Here is a 19,176-nt window from a genome sequence, read left to right on the forward strand (position 1 = left end):
TCGCACGCCAGCCGTGACAGCTTCTCCACATGAAAGCAGGAGGAGAGGCTGATGGTTTCCAGCGGTCTGAGCGGCGGCATTCCCGTTGAGCGCGAGTACGTGCTGGCCGAGCGCCCCGAGCCCGGAATGCGCGACGCGGTCAACGTGTGGATCGAGGAAGAGAACGGCGCCTTTGCCATGCGCATCGGCGTGGAGGCCGTGGCCGAACAGTGGGACCGGCACGAACTGTGGCTGGACGTCGTGTTTCCGGACGGCAGGCTCTACCAGCGCCGAGGCGATGGGGAGACAAGGGAGGCTTCCGGCCTAGATGGACTTCCGACGGTCCGCGCCACTGGCCCGCTCTCCTTTCGCTGCGTCGATCCCTTCCGCCTCTGGACTGCCGCTTTCGAGGGTGAGGCGAGCGCGCTGACGGTGCAAAGCCTGATCGACAGCCCGATTCCCGACGAAACCCAGCTCCTGCAAGCGGATGTCGGCATCGATGTCGCCATGACGATGGCCGCAGTTCCATGGGTGCCGGGTTCGCTGTTGCCTGAGGCCGCGGAAGCGCTTGGTGGAGAGCAGGGTGATTTCATGAGCCCGCGGTATGAGCAGCTCTTCCGCTGTGAGGGATCCTTGCGCATCGATGGAGAGGAGCGGTCCTTTCGCGGCAACGGCCTGCGCATCCGCCGGACGGGCTTCCGAGCATTTTCCGGGTTCACGGGCCACTGCTGGCAATCGGCCGTCTTTCCCAGCGGCAGGGCCTTCGGCTTCAATATCTATCCTCCGAGAGAGAACGGGCAGCCCAGCTACGCTGAGGGGTTCGTCATCGACGCGCAGGGCAGGCGAACGCCGGCTCGCCCCGTCGAGGTGCCATGGCTGCGCAAGCTGATGACGGACGGCGAGAGCGTGCCTTTCGTGCTGGAAACAGTCGATGGGCGGCGGGTGGCCGTCGAAGGGGTCACGTTTGCCAACGTGCGTTCACGCGGGCACCCGATACTGCCTGCGGACTTCCCGATCGTGCAACAAGCGCACGCCCGCTACATCTGGGACGGCGAGGAAACCACCGGTATGATCGAGCGGTCGAGCAAGCCAAGCGTCATGGAACTGGGCTGACGCTGCCGCTGCGGCCGCTTTTTCAGCGTCGCTCCCGAATAGCCAGGCGACGCCCGGTAATCACCGTCTGGACGATGAACAGCGTCATCAAGAGAGCGCCGATTGCACCCACGAACAGGTCGAAGCCCGAGATCGCACCGAACAGGCCTGGACCGGCTCCGAGGACCATCATCATGATCGTAAGGCCGATCAGCAGGAAACGCAGTTCGGTTGGTCCAGCGGCCAGGTAGGAGAGCTTGAACTCGCCAAGCACGCGCGCCGAGAGGTAAGCGTGGATGGAGAGCAAGAGGTAGCCGACCAGTGCCACCATGACCACGTCCATGGTGACGTAGGGCGTCGTGCCAATGCCCCAGACGATCAATGCTGTCGTCAATCCGTCACAGCTATGGTCGATGAAGTAGCCATAGGAAGGGCGCTCGATTCGGCGGAAGCGCGCAAGGCTGCCGTCCATGGAATCGCCGAACCATTGGACTACGTAGCCGACGATTGCGATCCACAGCCACTCTTCTGCAAGATTGCTGGCTGCGTAGCCTGCGAAGGTGAGCACTGCTCCAAATACGCCCAGCGCGGTCAGCAGGTCGGGCGTGACCCAAGCCGGCATTCGTGCGCAGAGCCAGTCGAGCACACGGCGCTCATGCCGAGCGAGGATGTTCTCCTGGATGCGCAGCGTCTTCATCTCGGCGTCCATGGTGTCCTCTCGTGCGTCCGTCACGCTACGCCTGCGACGTTGTCGCCTCGGCCAGCGCCATCGGATGCGCCGTGCGCAGCCTCAGGTACGGGAACGGTCTCCTATGCAGGACCGGAACCGATTGTTACAGTTTTTGTTCACTCGGTCCGTCCGTAGGACTGCGTTTCCAGACGGGAGATGAACGAGAATGGCAGTGAGGCCGTGCTCTGCTCGCGCGTCAGTCCGCAGCGTGGGTGCCGCTCTCAATCCACGTAGGGTACTGTGGCACGCCTAGCTTCTCGCGCATTTTGACGATGCGCCGCTCGTAGTGCGAGACAATATCAAAGCGTGAGCCGAAGTCTGTGACGGGTTCTGCACCGGTGCGGATCACGGCGACCTGATGCTGATAGAGAAGTTGATTGAGGTCCATGGCAGCTCTCCTGAATGCGGGAGCGCGTGGTCTCTCAGTCGCCGATTTGCAGATCGGGGGCGGCGATGACGTGTCTATAGCAAATGTTTGCTCTTTTGAACAGTGCAGGCCGGAGAACGTCGGTTCGGACGGAACTGCTGCAGCACGGAACAGCTCAGGTAGAAATCGCCGCTTCTCCGATGGCATCCCAAACGGTGCCTATCTGCTCAGGAGTGATGCAGTAGGGTGGCATGACGTAGACGGTGTTGCCGAGTGGACGCACCAGCACGCCGCGTTCGCGGAAGAAGGCCATAAGGCGCGGCGCAAGGCTATCGAGATAGCCGGCAGCTTCGCCGGTCCGCAGGTCGAGCGCGGCGATCGTGCCGAGTTGGCGCGGGCTGTCGAAGTGGCAGTACCGTCCCAGCGCGTCTAGCCGTTCGGCCTGCATGGCCGCCAGCAATGCGACGCGCTCCAGCACTGGTTCTTCCCGCCAGATCGCGAGATTGGCGTTGGCTGCGGCGCAAGCGATGGGATTTGCGGTGTAGCTGGAGGAATGAAAGAACATCTTTCCCCGGTCGGTGGACCAGTGCGCCTCGAAGATCGGCTCGCTCGCCATAGTGACCGCCAGTGGAACAGCACCGCCGGTCAGCCCCTTGGAGAGGCACAGGATATCAGGCACCACCTGCGCCTGCTCGCAGGCCAGCAGCGTGCCGGTCCGGCCCCAGCCGGTCATCACTTCGTCCGCGATGAACAGCACCTGGTGAGCCGCGCAGATCGCGCGCATTTCCGCCAGCACGTGAGGCGGATAGATAAGCATGCCGCCGGAGCCGAGGATCAGCGGCTCCACGATCAGCGCAGCCGCGTCCGGTTCGCGGCAGAGTGCTTCCAGCGCATCAAGCGTGGCCTGCTCGGCGCCTGCGGCGGGATAGGGAATGCGCGCGACATCGAACAGCAGTGGCTCGTACGTACGGTTGAACACGCCCCGCGCGCCGACCGACATCGCGCCGATGGTGTCGCCGTGGTAGGAATGCTCCATCACGATGATCTTGTGGCGCGCCGTGCCGCCATCCTTTTCGGCGCGGGCGGACCAGTAACCCAGCGCCATCTTCAGCGCGACTTCAACGCTGGTGGATCCCGAATCCGAGAAGAACACCCGAGTCAGGCTCTCCGGCATGATAGCAGTCAGGCCGGCGGCGAGCTGTTCGGCGGGTTCATGCGTCCAGCCGGCGAAGATGAGCTGGTCGAGCTTGGTTGTCTGCTCTGCGATTGCGGCCATGATGCGGGGGTGGCAATGCCCGTGAGTTGTAACCCACCAGGAGGAGATCGCATCGATCACGGTGCGTGCTTCGCCGTCTTCTCCGCGCGTATGGAGCAGTGCGCCTTCGGCTCGTTCGACGAGCGGGATCGGCTCCCCCAGACCGTGCTGGGTGAAGGGATGCCATACCGCAGATGTCACGCGTGGAAGTCCTCAATTCGGAAGTTGGCGGCAAAAGCGGCGGTCAGCGTCGGCGCGTCAAGGGTGGCAAGCCGAGGCAGGCGGCCCAGGCGCTTGACCTGGCCGATCTGCGCGATGGTTGCTTCGCTGTCCTCATTGCCTTCGCCCACGAAGGCAATGCCCAGCACCGGCACTCTGCGTGCCCGCAGAGCTTCGAGGCTGAGCAGGCTGTGGTTGATCGTGCCAAGCTCCGTGCGCGCCACAAGCACGACGGGGAGGCCCCAGCGGCCGAACAGATCGGCATAAAGCGTGGTGCGGGTGACCGGCACGAGCGCGCCGCCTGCGCCTTCGATCACCAGAGGCGCGTCAATTGCCGGGGGGCAGAGTGCATCGCAATCGATGGTCACGCCGTCGATCTCTGCCGCGCGATGGGGAGAGCAAGGCGTCGTCAGGCGATAGGCTTCGCTCAGGATCTGCGCACGAGGCACGCCGGCGAGACGGGCGACCGTATCGGCATCGCCGCTGCCATCGTCATCGAGCCCTGCCTGTACCGGCTTCCAGTAATGCCCGCTGAGTGCCCCGGTGAGGGCGGCGGCGAAGACAGTCTTGCCGATGCCGGTATCCGTGCCGGTGACGATGATGCGTGGATGATTCATGCTGGCCCGCTAGCCTGAGAGAGATGGCACGTCATCACCTCGTAAGTCGCAATCGCACCGGCAGCTTCGAAGCGGCGCATCACGCGGCGCAGGGTGCCGGACGGTAGCGGGCGATGACCAGGAGCGGAGGTGTCTGCGCCAATGCCGCGCAGCGTGTGCAGAAAGGCACGGGCATCGGCGTGACGCTCGCGATAGCGGTCCAACGTCAGCGGTTCTGCAGGGTGCAGGTCCTCGAGAGCAGCGGCGGGCGTAAAGGCGGGCGTGCCGGGCACGTGGCCTTCGGCGGCATGGGCGGCGCGCCATTCTTCAAACGTGCCGGGGCCGAGCGTCGCGATCATGACGTGGCCCTCGGGAGCCAGCCACTTGCGCCAGCGAGCGAGGGCGGCAGGCTCGTTGGCGAACCACTGGGTTGCGAGGCTGGAGCAGATGAGGTCGAAGGGGCCGCTTTCCGGCGTCCCATGCTCTCCGTCGAGGACGGCATAGGAGGGCGCGCTGCCCAGGCGAGCGCGAGCCCGCTCCACCATTGCCGGAGCTATATCCGTGATCAGCCAGTCGCCGCTTAGCCCTTGCTCGCGCAGAGCTTGGGTGAGGAAGCCAGTGCCGCAGCCGATCTCGAGCACGCGCGGGCTGGGCGCAAGCGGCAGCGCGGCGATGCGCCGGGCCAATTCGCGTGCGACGAGCCGCTGCACGCGGGCATGGCGATCATAGTTGGCGGCGGCGGCAAACGCGCTCGCCACGCTCTCTCCGCTCATACCAGGGTACCCGCGAAGGCGCGGATCGCCTCGGCGCACCAGACGGGTTCTTCCACTGGCAGGAGATGGCCAGCGTCCGGATGCGTGCGGCGCATGACGCCGGGCGCAGCGGCGAAGACGGTCTCGCGCACACCGAGAGAGAGCAGCGGGTCGTGCGCCGCCTGAAGGGAGAGGATTGGCACGGCAATGGCTGCGGCGCGGGCGCGCAGGTCGCCATCGCGCATAGTGACGAGGTCGGCTTCAAGGCGCTTTGCGTTTGGCGCGCCAACGGGGGCTCGGCTGCCCAGCCGGGAGTGGAAATCGGTAAGGACGATCGGGGGCTCCTGCGCGAGGGCACTGATCATGCGGTCAACCACTCGGCGCGGACTGCCGGGAAAGCCGTCCGTCGCCGTAAAGCGGTCGAACCCGGCGATGGCGACAAGGCCGATGAGGCCCGGCGGAGGTGTGTCGAGCAGGCGCATGGCCCCGAAGCTGTGCGTGACAGCGATATAGGGGCAGGGCGGTGCAGGCTGCGCGAGGACACCGAAGTAACCTGCATCGTCGCGGACTTGCGCGAACTCTGCCAGCTCACCCGCCAGCGCATCCCACACGGTGCCGTCGAAGCCCCAGCCATGACAGAAAAGCAGGCCTAGCGACACGCGGAGATCCCTTCGATGACGGCGTCCACATCGGCTTCGGTGTGAGTGGCTCGCAGCGCGAGCCGCAGGCGACTGGTACCGGGTGGCACCGTAGGGGGGCGAATGGCCGCGGCAAGAAAGCCGCGCTCCTCCAGCGCCGCTGCGAGCGCCATCGCGTCGGCCTCTGCGCCGATCACGGCGGGCACAATTTGGGTGGCCGAGGTGCCGTGGTCCAGCCCAAGGCGAGCCAGTCCGGCACGGAGGCGATCCGCGAGAGCGGTGAGATGCGCGCGCTCGGAGTTCATTGCGGGTACGACGTCGAGCGCGGCATCCACGGCGCCGAGAACACCGGGAGGTAGCGCCGTCGAAAAGACGAAGCCGCTCGCGACATTTGTCAGCCAGTCGATCAGCGCTCGCGATCCCGCCACGTAAGCTCCGAAGCCACCCAGCGCTTTACTGAACGTGCCCATCACCACGTCCACCCCGCCGGGCACGGTCGCGGAAAGGCCAGCGCCTCCTGGCCCGAGAACGCCCGTGGCATGGGCCTCGTCGACGAAGAGGAAGGCGCCATGCGCGCGCGCCACTTGTACGAGGCGCCGCAGGTCGGCGACATCTCCGTCCATGCTGAACACGCTTTCTGTCAGGATCACGCGCGCCGGAGCTTCTGCGCCTTTCGTGGCGAGCAAGTCCTCCAGGTGGTCCAGGTCGTTGTGACGGAAACGGTGCTGGCGGGCGCCGGCGATGGCGAGCCCAGCGTGCATGCTGGCGTGGTTCAGCCGGTCGCAGAATACCGCTGCTCCGGGGAGCGCGGAGAGCAGCGCAGGGATGGCCGCAGCATTGGCCTGCCATCCCGAGGCGAAGACGAGCGCGGCCTGCGTGCCTTTGAACGCAGCCACTTTGGCTTCAAGCGCTAGAACCTCTTCGCTGGTGCCGGTGACCAGCCGGGAAGCCCCGCTGCCGGTGCCGTGTCGCGCAGTCCATTCGCGGGCGCGCTCCGTCAGCACGGGGTGCGTGGCGAGGCCAAGGTAATCGTTGCTGGAGAAATCGAGCAGGGTGCGGCCCTCACGCTCGACGCGGCCGTTCGCTCTCAGTCCGGCGGGGCGCAAAACGCGCAGTCGGGCTGCCTGTTCGACGCGTCTCAGGGCTGCTTCGAGGTGTTCGTCGAGGCTCTGCATGGACCCTGCCGGTAGGGCAAGCCGGGCCGGCGCACAACGGAGGGTTGCTATCGAGGAGCCGAACTCATTGTTCCAGGTCCAGATAGGGCACGACATCGTTATCCGTGGCGATCCACAGACCTGCCTGCGTCGCCTCGTCCTGCTGAGCTGCGATCACCAGCGCCTCGGACAGCGGGCCGTAGAACAGTGTCGTCGCCGCGCCGCCTTCGCCCGCATCGTGCAGATGGTAAAGGCGCACGCTGGCCTCAAGATACGTGGTGCGCATCAGTCGCGGTTGCCCGAACGATCATCCAGGCGCGCGCCGTCGACGGTGCGAGAGAGGCGATCCGCCTCTTGCTTCGTCTGAAGACGCTCGGCCTTGGTGACGCCATGGAGAGCGCGGCTCGCTTGCGCATCGGCAGCGTCCGTGGCGCGCTTCTTTGCCTTGCGGGCCTGCCTCAGATTGACGATTTCAGCCATCGCGCGAAACCTAGGCTTCGACGGCGCCGGTGGCGAGTCCCAGATGCGGCAGCCCGACTGAGCGCTTGCCGGAAAAGTCCGTGCGCAGCACGATCAAGCCGTCCTTCTCCAGGTAGTCTAGCAGGCGCTGTATCCGGCGTGGTGAGCTGGTGCCGTAGATTTCGGCGAGTTCGGCGTCGTCAGGGCAAGGCCTCCCCTCCATCGCGGCGCGGCCTATCAGCAGGAACGGGGCGAGCAGGTCATCGGGCACGCTGGCAGCGAGAGCGAGCAAGTCAGTCCAGCGTTCATCCGCTGGGTCCTCAATGCCCGCGACGGCCATCGCGAAGCGACGACGAAAACGCACCGCGTCGAAGCTGCGGGTCGGAAGACCGCGCATCCGGCAGCGCAGCGTGAAGTCCTGAAACAGCGTGGCCGAGGGCTGGAAGGTGCAGCCTTCCTCCGCGGCCATCTCGGTCAGGATTTCGGCGATGGCGGCTTCGGTTTCGACGGGATCGATCTCCGGCAAGTCCGGACGGCGAGGCGGAGGCGGGGCGTCATTGGCGGCGATGCGCTCAGCGAGTTCTTCCGGGTCGGCACGCGGCGGGGTCGGGCGCGGCAGTTCGCGCACGGGGTCGGCCAGGTTGTCGTGCAGCAGCGCGTGCAGTTCCTCGGGCGAGGAAGTCGGCGGCGGCGCGAAGCTCTGGACCACCGCGCGGCTGCCGGTGCGCACCGCACCGATATTAACGGCTACCGGGCGACGGCTGATCGCGGGACCAAGGCCGAGGAACTGGCCTCGTGCAAGATCGCGGATCGCCTCAGCCTGGCGGCGCTCCATGCCGAGCAGGTCCGCGGCGCGGATCATGTCGATGTCGAGGAAGGTGCGGCCCATCAGGAAGTTGGAAGCTTCCGCCGCCACGTTCTTGGCCAGCTTGGCCAGCCGCTGCGTGGCGATCACCCCGGCCAGACCGCGCTTACGGCCACGGCACATCAGGTTGGTCATGGCGGCAAGGCTGATGCGGCGGGCCTCTTCGCTCACTTCGCCGGCAGCGGCGGGGGCGAACATCTGCGCCTCGTCCACCACCACGAGGGCGGGGAACCACTCTTCGCGCGGGGCATCGAATAGCGCCGATAGGAACTGCCCGGCGCACTTCATCTGCTGGTCGATCTCCAACTCGTCGAGCGCCAGGACGACGGAGGCGCGATGCTTGCGGATACGCGCGGCGAGGCGTCCGATCTCTGCCTCGGCATAAGCGGAACCGTCGATCACGACGTGCCCGAACTCCTCGGCCAGAGTGACGAAGTCACCCTCGGGATCGATCACGACTTGCTGGACCAGGGGGGCGCTTTCCTCAAGCAGGCGGCGCAGCAAGTGCGACTTGCCCGAACCTGAGTTTCCCTGGACGAGCAGGCGCGTCGCCAGCAGTTCGCCGACGTCTATCTCGACCGGGGCGCCATGGGGATCATGGCCGATAACGATGGTTGCGCTCACCCGCACCTCCATAGGCATGGACGCGAGCGATTCGGAACGGGTTGTCCCACGTTTTCCAGAGGTTTGAGAAACACTCCACCCGATTGAGGACCACATTGTGGAACATGAGGGGGGCAGGCTCGTTGGCTTGGCAGTGGTGGGATCGGCTTCAGCCGGGAGAATGCCATGAGAACACGCCTGACCTTAATGACCGCCGCTGCCTTCGCGGGTGGAGCCTTGCTCTCCGCATGCACCACCCTGGGAGCAAGTGACACAGGGGCGGCCATGGCAAGCACCGCCAAAAGTCCGGGGACATGCTTCTTCCCGTCGCAAGTGAACGGCTTTCAGCGTGCTCGCCCGACGGAGCAGGGCAGCGAGAATATCGTCGTGACAATTGGAGCGAACAGGAAGTACCTGTTCCAGACGCTCGGGCCTTGTCCCGACATCAACTGGTCGGAGACGATAGCTTTCGATCAATTCGGCCCGGGACAAATCTGCGATGGCCGCGACGTCACGCTTGTCGTCCCGAGCACGATCGGGCTGCAGCGATGTGCGGTGCGAATGATCCGGCAGCTTTCACCAGAGGAAGCAAAGACCTACTGAGCGGCGCTTTCCGCTGACAGGACGTCCTCGGCAGCCTGGCGCGCGCGGCGAGCGGCACTCGCCGCGGCGTCGTCGTTGCCGGTCCGAGGGCCTTGCCGCTGTACGGCACCTACGCCGCCTGGCGCAGAGGGAAAGGCACGCTCGAAGGCGAATGGCAAACCTTCCGGCGCCGGGCGGAAGCCGGGCTCGACTGGCGGTGGAGGGCTTCCGGGGCGACCGTAGTAATAGCCACCATTCTCCGGATCGCCGGAACGCGGGCGACCCTCGTGGAGCGCATCGTAGCCATAGCGCGGCTCATGCTGCCAGCCGTCGCGTTGTGAGGAGCGTTGCTCACCGTCAAAGTAGCCTTGCGCCTCATCCTCGCCCGGCACGGCCATGTCGCGCCATTCGCGCATCGCGCGGCGGGCGAACAGCATCCACTCCATGCCTTCCCGCGTCCACTGCGGCACTTCCACCACGACAGTCCCGTCCTGAAGCTCAGGTATAACGTCCAGTTCCCCGAACGGACTTTCCGGAGCAGTACGCGGCACAAGGTCGTAGGCGGGCTCCTGCGCTTCGGGGGCGGTCGTCGATGCCTCGATCACAGGAGCGGGGCGAGGAGTGCTGCGGCTTTCGTAAGGCGCAAAAGCGGGCACGGTAGCGACTGCCAGGACTGCTCCTGCCGCGCCGCCTATCACCGCCATAGTCAGAACCACGCGCGCGGCGCCCAATGCTTTGCCCCTTCACTGGCGATAAAAGTGGGCAGCTACGGTTTGGAGGCTTTCGGAGCGATGAACGCTCCGGCTGCCGCGGCGGTGTGCAGATAACTACTGAACGACGAAAGCGGTCTCGAAATCCTCTGGCTCGCGCGTGTTGTCCTGCTCACCTTGTGAGGCGGCGGCAATCTCCATCCTGACGTCCGCGGCTGCCATCCGCGCGGCTTCGGCGGAAGCTGCGGCCGCATCCGCTGCCACATGACCAGCCACTCTCGCCAGACGCGCTCCGACCGGTTCGTAGGCCGGCAGTGGCGTCACCGGGACTGTCAGGTCGGCTTCGAATAGAGGCTCATCGCCATAGATCGGCTCATCCGCGTAGGGGGTCCACCCTTCGTCCGCCCATTGCGGCTCTTCCCAGCTGTCCGTAGGTTGCCAAGCGGCGGGCGTGAGATCCTGCGGAGGGGCTTCCATCCAGAAGGTTGAGGAGTCGTCCTCAACTCCGGCCGCGGCAGCGGGGATCAAGTCTCGCCAGCCATCGCCCCCGCGCTTCATCGTGGTGGGGACGGCCAGCGACAGCAGCAGGCCGGCGACCACCCCACCGCCCAGCACACCGCTGGCCAGCTTGGCGCCACTTGGGGTTGTCCGTCTCATAATAATACCTCGTGGTGTACGAGCATTCGGATATTCAACGCCGCTGACGGCATGCCGTTCCGAACAAGGGAGCACAGGGGCGCTGGACCGGGCCGTTATCTCGTGCGATCCCATGGCAATGAATCGTGTTATTCCAGCCGCCATACTCGCCCTGCTGGTGACAGCGTGTGGGCAGCCACAGCCGGATGAAGCGTCTTTGCCGGACAAAGGCAGCCAGGACGGGCGCGCGCCACTGGCATCACCATCCAACCCCTCAGGGGAAACAACAGCACCCGATCCGCAGGCGCTCCGGGCAGAGGGGGTGGGTGAGATCATTGTGGGACAGAGCCCTCCTGCCACGCTGAAGCGGGACGCGGTGCAGATTTCCGAGACCTGTGTCACGTACTCCGATCCGCAGCGTCGCTTACACGCGATAACCGACGGCAACGTGGTGATGCGGATCACCGCGATGGACGGTTCGTCCCTGAAGACCGCGCGCGGCATCGCCGTCGGCGCGAGCGAGGCCGACGTGCGCGAGGCCTATCCGGATGCCGTCGCTCAGCCGCACAAGTATGTCGAGACACCCGCCAAGTACTTGGACTGGCGGCCTGGCGGAGGCAGCTCTGGTCTGCGCTTCGAGATTGATCGCGACGGCAACGTCAGCATGATTCATGCCGGCCGCGAGCCCCACCTCGAATACGTCGAAGGCTGCGCCTGACCGATGGTGACAGGTGCGATCCGGGTCGGCATCGGAGGATGGATCTATGCGCCGTGGCGCGGCACTTTCTATCCGGAAGGACTGCCGCAAACGCGTGAACTCCAGTATTTGGGCCAGCACCTTACGGGCACCGAGATCAATGCGACCGCTTATAGGCTGCAGAAGCCTGCCACTTTCGCCAAGTGGCGCGACGCGGTGCCGGATCATTTCCGGTTTGCGCTGAAAGGTTCGAACTACTGCACCAACCGGAAGAACCTTGGCGAGGCGGGAGAGTCGGTCGCGAAGTTCGTCGATCAAGGGCTTGTCGAACTGGGTGAGAAGCTGGGACCGATCAATTGGCAGCTCAGGAGCACCAAGCGCTTCGATGCCGACGAGATCGCGGCATTTCTGGCACTGCTACCCAAGAGTCATGCCGGAGTGCCGCTGCGACACGCGATCGAGGCGCGGCATGAGAGCTTTGCCGATTTCGCTTTCTTCGACTTGGCGACCAAGGCTGACGTGGCGGTCGTTGTGGCAAACAGCGACGAGTACCCGCCGTTCGCAGAGGCTTGCGGGCCATTTGTCTATGCGCGCCTGCAGCGCTGCCGCACGGAGGAAACTGCGGGCTATCCACAGGCTGAGCTCGATGCCTGGGCGGACAAGGTGCGGGGCTGGTCGCGCGAGGGGCGAGACGTGTTCGCGTTTTTTATCGCCGGTGCCAAGGAAAAGGCGCCTGCCGCGGCACAGGGCTTGCTACGGTCTCTCGGAAAGGATGCAGTGGCGGCTTCGGCCTGTTAAGGAACGCGCATGAAGCTTGCCCGAACCTGCCTACTGCCCTCCGCACCTGCGATTGCGCTCCTCTTGCTGACGGCTTGTCATTCCGGGGCGGGCCACGGGGGGAGCGGGGTTCCCGGCGACGACCAGTCGAACCAGCCGTTCACCGCGATTTCCCCGGATGAGACGCTCCACTTCGTAGGGACAGAACCGTTCTGGGCAGGCAAGGCGCGCGGCGGCACGCTGACGTATTCCACGCCTTCGCAGCCTGATGGGACGAAGATCCCCGTCAAACGCTTTGGCGGCCGCAACGGCCTGGGGCTGAGTGGCACCTTTCAGGGCGATACCTTCGATATGACCGTGACGCCCGGCGCCTGCAGCGACGGCATGTCCGACCGGCGCTTTCCCTTCACGGCAACGCTCAACATCGGCGGCGACATTCGTGAAGGGTGCGCCTGGACGGACAGCAAACCGTTCAGCGAACCGCAGAGTCCTTAAGCGGCTTTAGCTCTCGAACTTCGTCGTCAGCGTAATCTCGCAGTTGAGGAGCTTCGAAATCGGGCATCCCGCTTTCGCTTCTGCGGCGATTCGCTCGAACTCGTCCTGCGCGATGCCGCTGAGATTGGCGGTGAGGGACAGCTCGGACTTCGTCACCGTGAAGCCGCCATCATCCGGCGTCAGTGTGACCTTGCACTCTGTCTCCAGCGTGCCATCGCTGTAGCCTGCTTTCGCAAGCGCGAAGCTGGTGGCCATCGTGAAGCAACTGGCGTGGGCCGCGGCGATCATCTCTTCGGGGTTTGTGCCGGGCGCATCCTCGAAGCGGGTGGCGAAGCCATAACTGGCATCGATCGCGCCAGAGCGGGTGGCGACGTGGCCCTTGCCGGTCTTGCCGAGGCCTTCGTAGCGAGCGGTGGCGGTGTTGACGGTCATGTCGGCTCCTTCTGTCACGTTCGGGTCGCGGCTCGGCCCAGCATCGGGCGCGAGAGGCATCTCAGCCCGAGACCACAAGGAGGGGGCTAGCGCGCGGTTCGTCAAGGTGGCGGTCACCGAAGAAGCCGCCAGAGGGCGCTGCCGCCAGTCGAGGCGAAGACCAGAAACAGGTCAGGGTGTCAGGCGGTCAGGCATTTGCGGCGCCGCGCGCGTCCTCCAGGATCAAGGTTGCGCCTTTCTCCGCGATCATCATGGTCGGCGCATTGGTGTTCCCGGAGGTGATCGTCGGCATGACCGAAGCGTCGATCACGCGCAGACCCGCGACGCCTCGCAGACGTAGGCGGGCGTCGACCACGCTGCCCATGGCGGCCGTGCCGACAGGGTGGAAGATGGTCGTGCCGATCTCTCCTGCGGCCCGCACGAGGTCCTCCTGGGTTTGAAACTGCGCGCCGGGCCGTTCCTCTTCGGGCTTATACTTGGCCATCGCGGGTTGGGCCACGATCTGGCGCGTGATGCGGATCGCTTCGGCAGCGACGCGCCGGTCCTCTTCCGCCGAGAGATAGTTGGGGCGAATGGCGGGGGCGGCGTCTGGATCGGTGCTGACGATGTGAGTGGTCCCGCGGCTCTCGGGACGCAGATTGCAGACGCTGGCGGTGAAGGCCGGGAAGACGTCGAGTGCGCCACCGAATGCAGCAAGGCTAAGCGGCTGGACGTGGTATTCGAGATTAGCGGTCGCATAGCGCGGATTGCTCTTGGCGAAGAGCCCAAGCTGGCTGGGCGCCATCGCCATCGGGCCGGTTCGCCGCAGCAGGTACTCCAACCCGATCAGGGCCTTGCCGAAGAGGTGCCCCGCTCGCTGGTTGAGCGTGGCGACACCGGAGACCCGATAGGCGCAGCGCAGTTGCAAGTGGTCCTGTAGATTGCCTCCGACGGTCGGGCAGTCGATCAGCGGCGTGATGCCGAGATCGCGTAAACGCGCGGCGTCGCCGATGCCGCTACGTTCCAGAATGGCCGGAGAGCCGATCGCGCCCGCCGCCAGGATGACCTCGCCGCGCGCGCGGGCAAATCGCTCTTCCTTGCCCTGCCGCCAGGAAATGCCTGTGGCGCGGCCGTTCTCGATCAGCACTTTATCGACATGGGCATTGGTGATGACGCGCAAGTTGGTGCGTGTCCGCACCGGCTTGAGGAACGCGTCCGCCGCACTCCAGCGCCAGCCACGGCGCTGGGTCACCTGGAAGAAGCTTGAGCCTTCGTTGTCTCCTGTGTTGAAGTCTGCAATCGGCACAAGACCGTACTGTTCGGCGGCGTCTTGAAAGGTCTCGAGAATGTCCCAGCGCAGGCGCTGCTTCTCTACCCTGATCTCGCCGCCAGCGCCGTGGAATGCGCTGGCGCCGTCGTAGTGGTCCTCGGCTCGCTTGAAGTAAGGCAGGACATCGTCCCACCCCCATCCGGCATTGCCGGCTTGCCGCCAGCCATCGTAGTCTGCTGCTTGCCCCCGCATGTAGATCATGCCGTTGATCGAGGAGCAGCCGCCCAGCACCTTCCCACGCGGGTACTTCAGAGATCGGCCGCCAAGGCCTTCCTCCGCTTCGGTCGACATACACCAGTCGGTGCGCGGATTACCGATGCAGTAGAGGTATCCCACCGGCACCCGGATCCAGATGTAGTTGTCCCGCCCGCCCGCTTCGAGCAGCAGCACGCGGTTGCGCGGATCGGCACTCAGCCGGTTGGCGAGCACGCACCCGGCGCTGCCGCCACCGACGACGATGTAGTCGAACTCGTCCATTACGTTTTGGCTAGGCGCGCGGGCCGTCCCGATCAAGCCTCGCTCCGGCGATGGGGCATCGCGCGGCATGGCAAATGGCTTGAACGCACGCGGGCAGCGAACCAAAGTGGGCGAGTGGCATGTCAGGACGGGCATGCCCGAAGGCGCTGCGGCGACCAGAAGGAAACGAACATGAGCGCACCTGCCATCGGCAAAGTGGGAATCTGGTCTCTCGAATTGCGCTATGGCGACCGCGCAGAGGCGCTTGAGGCCACTGCCGAACTCGACGAGCTGGGATTCGGGGCGCTCTGGGTTCCAGGAGGCGTCGATGCCGGCGTGCTGGATGATGTTGAGCACCTTCTCGCGGCAAGCAAGAAGGCGCTGATCGCGACGGGCATCCTCAACATCTGGAAGCATGATCCTGCCGACGTTGCGGCTTGGTACGCGGTCCGAAGCGAGGAGGAAAAGGCAAGGTTCCTTCTGGGCGTGGGGGTCAGTCATGGGCCGATCATCGGCGAGCAGTGGGGCAAGCCCCTGGCAGCGACCGGGGCCTTCCTCGATGGCCTGGAGAGGGCGGGCATGGCGATGGACCACACGTGCGTCGCCGCGCTTGGACCGAAGATGGTGGCGCTCTCGGGTGAGAGAACAGCAGGTGCGCATCCGTATCTGGTCACGCCCGATCACACGGCGCAAGCGCGGGAGATCCTCGGTCCTGACAAGCTGCTCGCCCCCGAGCAGGGCGTCGTGATCGAGAGCGATCCCGCCAAGGCCCGCGCGCTGGCGCTTGGTGCGGTGGAGAACTACGCGCGGCTGCCGAACTACCGGAATAACTGGAAGCGGCTCGGCTTTGACGATGCCGAGATCGATGCTTGCAGCGATCGCCTGCTCCACGCGCTGTTCGCGATCGGCTCGGTGGAGACTTCGGTCGCCAGGGTGCAAGCCCATCTCGATGCAGGTGCCGACCACGTGTGCCTGCAAGTCATCGTTGACCGTGAGGCTGGGTTTGCACCGCTGCGTGAGCAGTGGCGGACTTTGGCGGAGGCGCTGCTTTGAATCAGGCATCGGAAGATAGCTGGGATGTCTCAGGAGCGTGCGACGAGCCTGGGCGGCTCAAGGGGGCGTGCCTGGGGCACCGGACCACTATCGAGGCCCCGCCCGAGCTGGTCTGGGACTTCATCGCTGACTTCGAGGGCTGGGGGGGCTGGAACCCGCTCTACCAGGACACGCTGGGGCACGCCGAGGAGGGCGAGCAGATCCGCTTCGTCGTGCACCTTTCCGGCATGAAGCCTCAAAAGGCCAAGGCGCAGGTCACCAAGGTGCGGCAGAACGAACTGCTGGAGTACGCGGTTTCAGGGCCTGCCGGCCTGCTCAAGATCATGCGGTTCGTCGAGATCCATGAACTTTCGCCGACTCGCTGCCAGGTGGTGAACGGCGAGATCATGGGCGGGCCGCTCGCGCGGTTGGTGCCGCGCAGCTTGGGAAAGAAAGCATCGCAGGGTCTCAAAGATATGAACGAGGCGCTGAAGTTCGTCGCCGAGCGAAAGTGGCGCGGGCGGCCGGTCTGAGAAGACGGCCGGGATCGGCAGAGTTTCTGAATTTTGTTGCGGACCTGATCGGATTGCCTTTCATGGCTGTCCTCTGCCGCTGCAAAGGATAGCCATGCGCCGCCTCTCCCTGTTTGCACCTTTGCTCGCGATCGGACTGACCTGCCCGGCTGTCGCCGCCAGTCCGGAGCAAGTCGCCGCCGCAGCACTCCGCGCCGCCCCCGTGTGGGACGGCCACAACGATGTGCCGATCCAGCTGCGTGAGCGCCGCAAGAACGTGATCGAAGGCTTCAATTTCGCGGAGTGGCAAGGAACAGCCGATCCGGCGACGAACGCGACGGCGATGCACACCGATCTTGCCCGACTGCGAACAGGCCGTGTGGGAGCCCAGTTCTGGTCGGTCTACGTCTCCGCTGAACTGAACGATCAGCAGGCGGTTCAGGCCACGCTGGAACAGATCGATGTCCTCAAGCGCCTCGTCGCGCGCTACCCGGGCCGGTTGCAACTCGCGACCAACACGGCCGAGGTGGAGAAGGCGATGCAAGCGGGTCGGATCGCCTCTCTCATCGGGATGGAAGGCGGACACTCGATCGGTGGCTCGCTGGGCGTGCTGCGGCAAATGTATGCGCTGGGCGCGCGATATATGACGCTCACGCATTCGAAGAACACCGCATGGGCTGACAGTTCGACCGATGCTCCCGAGCATGGCGGACTTACCGACTACGGCCGCGACGTGGTCCGCGAGATGCAGCGCATCGGAATGCTCGTGGACCTCAGCCACGTCAGCGCAGAGACCATGCACGAAGCGCTCGATGTGGCGAAGGTGCCGGTGATCTTCAGCCATTCCGGTTCGCGCGCCATCAACGGCCATCCGCGTAACGTGCCAGATGACGTGCTGACGCGACTGAAGGCCAATGGCGGTCTCGTCATGGTCAACTTCGTGCCGGATTTCGTAAGTGAGGAATCGCGCGTCTGGTCAGCAGCCCAAAAAGCGGAGAAGGCGCGCGTTGAGGCGCTCCATGTCGGCAATCCCGAAGCGGCCAAAGCGGCGCTGGAGGCATGGGTCGCGGCTCATCCGCAACCCCGCGCAACGTTGGCGCAAGTGGCGGACCACATCGACCATATCGCCAAGGTCGCGGGAGTGGATCACGTTGGCATCGGCGGCGACTTTGACGGCATTGGGGCATTGCCGCAAGGGCTGGAGGACGTCTCGACGTATCCGGCGCTGTTCACCGAATTGGCCCGGCGCGGCTACGGGCGGCAGGACCTGGAGAAGATCTCCAGCCGCAATATGATGCGGGTCATGAAGGCTGCCGAGGTTTACGCCGCCGCCCATCGGGGCGACCTGCCGGTGGAATCGGCGGTGACGTTCTGAGGCAACTGGATCGATCCTCCCCATCGTGAGGGAGGATCGGCATGATCGGCTCGGCTCTAGGCCACGTCCCACTCCAGCGGCAGGTTGCGGATGGAGAGCAGGCCCGGAAACACGGTCGTGTCGGCACCCGCTTTGACGCGGAATTCCGGGATGCGCTTGAACCACTCTTCCAGCAGCACGCGCAGTTCGCGGCGCGCGAGGTGGGCACCCAGGCAGATGTGTACGCCGCCTACGAAGGTGAAGTGGCGATTGGCCTTCCGCTCGGGATCGAATTCGCGCGGGTTGTCGAAGCGGGCGGGATCGAAGTTTCCGGCAGGGTTCAGGCACTGGAAGGTGTCGCCCTTGTGAACCTGGATGCCGTGCCACTCGAAGTCCAGCTTGGCCGTGCGTGCTGATGAGAGGATCGGCTGTGTGCGCAGGAATTCCTCGACCGCCGAATTTATGAGTTCCGGGTTCTCGCGAATGCGTTTCTGAAGTTCGGTCTGAAGGGCCATGCGGCGGTACATCTGCGCGATCGTGGCCGCGACAGTGTCTAGGCCACCCAGCCAGAGGAACCAGACCATGCCGATCTTTTCATCGTCGGTAAGGCCGCGGCCTTCCAGCTTGCCGTGAACGATTGCGGAAACGAGGTGCTCGTCGGGGTCGCGCTCCTTCTCGGCAATGAAGCCGCGCAAGTACTCCAGCACTCCGCGCAAGGCCCCCTGCATCTTTTCCAAGCTGCCGGAATGCAGGATGTCCCACTCCCAATCGAGGAACTGCGTAAACTTTTCGTCGGGGAAGCCCATCAGGCCCATGAAGATGCGCACCGGGAACACGCGCGCGAAGTCCCAGGCCATGTCGACCTCGCCCTTGTCGGCGACGGCCTCGATCATCTCCACGCAGATGCTGCGGATGCGCGGCTCGATATCGCGGGTGATCCGCGCTGGTGAGAAGTATGGCATCAGGAACAAGCGATACTTGGAGTGGTCGGGCGGGTCGATTGCCAGGGGTATCGACTTGAAGGTTTCACCGATCAGCCGCTGGAACTCGGCAGTGCCGGCATTCGAGAAGTGCTCGTTGTCCGAATAGACCCGCTCTATGTCCTCGTAGTGAGGGACCACCCAACTGCCGCTGCGGTTGCCCGAGATCGCGCCGAGTCCGGACATGGCGGGCGGGTTATAGAGCAGGCGGGGGATCTCGGGACCGGACAGCCATCCACTGGGTGCGTAAGGGTCGACAAGATCGTTGGGAACCGAACCCATGGCAAAACCGAGATCGACGATACGGTCCTTTGGGACATTGTCGGGGGCGTCGAAATCGACGCGGATCGCGTCCAGTGTGGCTGGGTCTGACATGCTCTTCTCCCGTACTGGCGGAGTGTGCCTTGAGCCACGATGGCTCGCAAGCCCGGCTTAGGCGAAGGGCTTACGTTACGGCCGATTCATCGTGGCGGCGTTGAGCTATCCATTGAATTT

At 64.9% G+C, this 19,176-nt stretch carries 23 protein-coding genes; 8 read left to right on the forward strand and 15 right to left on the reverse strand.

Translation table 11 applies throughout. The features are described 5' to 3' along the window. Nucleotides 1–51 precede the first annotated feature (51 nt). Nucleotides 52–1,092 carry a hypothetical protein gene (locus ABVV53_RS02275; RefSeq protein ID WP_353982701.1) on the forward strand — a complete coding sequence of 347 codons (1,041 nt, stop codon included), beginning with the start codon at nt 52–54 and terminating at the stop codon, nt 1,090–1,092. A gap of 22 nt (nt 1,093–1,114) precedes the next feature. Here the strand turns inward: ABVV53_RS02275 and ABVV53_RS02280 are convergent, their stop codons facing one another. The 10 genes from ABVV53_RS02280 to ABVV53_RS02325 form a co-directional block, all read right to left on the reverse strand. After that, the gene (locus ABVV53_RS02280; RefSeq protein ID WP_353982877.1) at nt 1,115–1,780 is read right to left on the reverse strand and encodes a CDP-alcohol phosphatidyltransferase family protein; all 666 of its coding nucleotides are present in this window, start codon (nt 1,778–1,780) and stop codon (nt 1,115–1,117) included. Nucleotides 1,781–1,997: 217 nt separating this feature from the next. Then, nucleotides 1,998–2,189 (reverse strand): hypothetical protein, encoded by a 192-nt coding sequence (locus tag ABVV53_RS02285; RefSeq protein ID WP_353982702.1) that lies wholly within the window; start codon nt 2,187–2,189, stop codon nt 1,998–2,000. 154 nt (nt 2,190–2,343) lie between these two features. Further along, on the reverse strand, nt 2,344–3,624 hold the full coding sequence (locus ABVV53_RS02290; protein WP_353982703.1) for an adenosylmethionine--8-amino-7-oxononanoate transaminase: 1,281 nt from the start codon (nt 3,622–3,624) through the stop codon (nt 2,344–2,346). Next, entirely contained in the window at nt 3,621–4,259 is a 639-nt protein-coding gene (bioD, locus tag ABVV53_RS02295; RefSeq protein WP_353982704.1) for a dethiobiotin synthase, read from the reverse strand. Before bioD ends, ABVV53_RS02290 begins: the two co-directional genes overlap by 4 nt. Continuing rightward, complete coding sequence (locus ABVV53_RS02300) at nt 4,256–5,011, reverse strand: methyltransferase domain-containing protein (protein WP_353982705.1); 756 nt, start codon at nt 5,009–5,011, stop codon at nt 4,256–4,258. Before ABVV53_RS02300 ends, bioD begins: the two co-directional genes overlap by 4 nt. Further along, nucleotides 5,008–5,649 carry an alpha/beta fold hydrolase gene (locus ABVV53_RS02305; protein WP_353982706.1) on the reverse strand — a complete coding sequence of 214 codons (642 nt, stop codon included), beginning with the start codon at nt 5,647–5,649 and terminating at the stop codon, nt 5,008–5,010. Before ABVV53_RS02305 ends, ABVV53_RS02300 begins: the two co-directional genes overlap by 4 nt. Then, nucleotides 5,640–6,803: an 8-amino-7-oxononanoate synthase gene (gene bioF / locus ABVV53_RS02310; RefSeq protein ID WP_353982707.1), complete on the reverse strand. Its 1,164-nt coding sequence runs from the start codon at nt 6,801–6,803 to the stop codon at nt 5,640–5,642. The genes ABVV53_RS02305 and bioF overlap by 10 nt, the downstream gene beginning before the upstream one ends. A gap of 64 nt (nt 6,804–6,867) precedes the next feature. After that, the gene (locus tag ABVV53_RS02315; protein ID WP_353982708.1) at nt 6,868–7,068 is read right to left on the reverse strand and encodes a hypothetical protein; all 201 of its coding nucleotides are present in this window, start codon (nt 7,066–7,068) and stop codon (nt 6,868–6,870) included. Continuing rightward, nucleotides 7,068–7,262 carry a DUF4169 family protein gene (locus ABVV53_RS02320; RefSeq protein ID WP_353982709.1) on the reverse strand — a complete coding sequence of 65 codons (195 nt, stop codon included), beginning with the start codon at nt 7,260–7,262 and terminating at the stop codon, nt 7,068–7,070. The genes ABVV53_RS02315 and ABVV53_RS02320 overlap by 1 nt, the downstream gene beginning before the upstream one ends. 10 nt (nt 7,263–7,272) lie before the next feature. Next, entirely contained in the window at nt 7,273–8,730 is a 1,458-nt protein-coding gene (locus ABVV53_RS02325; protein ID WP_353982710.1) for an ATP-binding protein, read from the reverse strand. A 165-nt stretch (nt 8,731–8,895) separates the two neighbouring features. Between ABVV53_RS02325 and ABVV53_RS02330 the strand changes: the two genes are divergently transcribed. After that, nucleotides 8,896–9,312: a DUF6491 family protein gene (locus ABVV53_RS02330; protein ID WP_353982711.1), complete on the forward strand. Its 417-nt coding sequence runs from the start codon at nt 8,896–8,898 to the stop codon at nt 9,310–9,312. Here ABVV53_RS02330 and ABVV53_RS02335 read toward each other — a convergent pair. Both ABVV53_RS02335 and ABVV53_RS02340 read right to left on the reverse strand, forming a co-directional pair. Next, the gene (locus ABVV53_RS02335) at nt 9,306–10,022 is read right to left on the reverse strand and encodes a hypothetical protein (RefSeq protein WP_353982712.1); all 717 of its coding nucleotides are present in this window, start codon (nt 10,020–10,022) and stop codon (nt 9,306–9,308) included. The genes ABVV53_RS02330 and ABVV53_RS02335 overlap by 7 nt on opposite strands. A 96-nt stretch (nt 10,023–10,118) precedes the next feature. Beyond that, nucleotides 10,119–10,658 carry a hypothetical protein gene (locus ABVV53_RS02340; RefSeq protein ID WP_353982713.1) on the reverse strand — a complete coding sequence of 180 codons (540 nt, stop codon included), beginning with the start codon at nt 10,656–10,658 and terminating at the stop codon, nt 10,119–10,121. Between the two features lie 112 nt (nt 10,659–10,770). On the opposite strand from ABVV53_RS02340, the gene ABVV53_RS02345 reads away from it, so the two are divergent. The 3 genes from ABVV53_RS02345 to ABVV53_RS02355 are packed head-to-tail and all read left to right on the forward strand — an operon-like array spanning nt 10,771 to nt 12,606. After that, the gene (locus ABVV53_RS02345; protein ID WP_353982714.1) at nt 10,771–11,355 is read left to right on the forward strand and encodes a hypothetical protein; all 585 of its coding nucleotides are present in this window, start codon (nt 10,771–10,773) and stop codon (nt 11,353–11,355) included. Between the two features lie 6 nt (nt 11,356–11,361). Then, complete coding sequence (locus ABVV53_RS02350; RefSeq protein ID WP_353982878.1) at nt 11,362–12,132, forward strand: DUF72 domain-containing protein; 771 nt, start codon at nt 11,362–11,364, stop codon at nt 12,130–12,132. 9 nt (nt 12,133–12,141) lie between these two features. Further along, on the forward strand, nt 12,142–12,606 hold the full coding sequence (locus tag ABVV53_RS02355) for a COG3650 family protein (RefSeq protein WP_353982715.1): 465 nt from the start codon (nt 12,142–12,144) through the stop codon (nt 12,604–12,606). A 6-nt stretch (nt 12,607–12,612) separates the two neighbouring features. On the opposite strand, the gene ABVV53_RS02360 is transcribed toward ABVV53_RS02355, so the two are convergent. Both ABVV53_RS02360 and ABVV53_RS02365 read right to left on the reverse strand, forming a co-directional pair. After that, nucleotides 12,613–13,038, reverse strand: coding sequence for an OsmC family protein (locus ABVV53_RS02360; RefSeq protein ID WP_353982716.1), 426 nt, complete (start codon nt 13,036–13,038; stop codon nt 12,613–12,615). Between the two features lie 187 nt (nt 13,039–13,225). Continuing rightward, nucleotides 13,226–14,824, reverse strand: a complete 1,599-nt coding sequence (locus tag ABVV53_RS02365; RefSeq protein WP_353982879.1) for a GMC family oxidoreductase — start codon at nt 14,822–14,824, stop codon at nt 13,226–13,228. A 171-nt stretch (nt 14,825–14,995) separates the two neighbouring features. Between ABVV53_RS02365 and ABVV53_RS02370 the strand changes: the two genes are divergently transcribed. The 3 genes from ABVV53_RS02370 to ABVV53_RS02380 all read left to right on the forward strand — a co-directional run bounded on the left by ABVV53_RS02370 (nt 14,996) and on the right by ABVV53_RS02380 (nt 17,722). Next, complete coding sequence (locus tag ABVV53_RS02370) at nt 14,996–15,856, forward strand: TIGR03620 family F420-dependent LLM class oxidoreductase (RefSeq protein ID WP_353982717.1); 861 nt, start codon at nt 14,996–14,998, stop codon at nt 15,854–15,856. After that, a complete protein-coding gene (locus ABVV53_RS02375; protein ID WP_353982718.1) occupies nt 15,853–16,368 on the forward strand; it encodes an SRPBCC domain-containing protein in 516 nt (171 codons plus the stop codon). Before ABVV53_RS02370 ends, ABVV53_RS02375 begins: the two co-directional genes overlap by 4 nt. Before the next feature lie 94 nt (nt 16,369–16,462). After that, nucleotides 16,463–17,722, forward strand: coding sequence for a dipeptidase (locus ABVV53_RS02380; RefSeq protein WP_353982719.1), 1,260 nt, complete (start codon nt 16,463–16,465; stop codon nt 17,720–17,722). Nucleotides 17,723–17,778: 56 nt separating this feature from the next. On the opposite strand, the gene ABVV53_RS02385 is transcribed toward ABVV53_RS02380, so the two are convergent. Then, the gene (locus ABVV53_RS02385; protein ID WP_353982720.1) at nt 17,779–19,056 is read right to left on the reverse strand and encodes a cytochrome P450; all 1,278 of its coding nucleotides are present in this window, start codon (nt 19,054–19,056) and stop codon (nt 17,779–17,781) included. Nucleotides 19,057–19,176 lie beyond the last annotated feature (120 nt).

It is taken from the genome of Novosphingobium kalidii (genome assembly GCF_040534015.1).
In the GTDB taxonomy this organism is placed as follows: domain Bacteria; phylum Pseudomonadota; class Alphaproteobacteria; order Sphingomonadales; family Sphingomonadaceae; genus Novosphingobium; species Novosphingobium kalidii.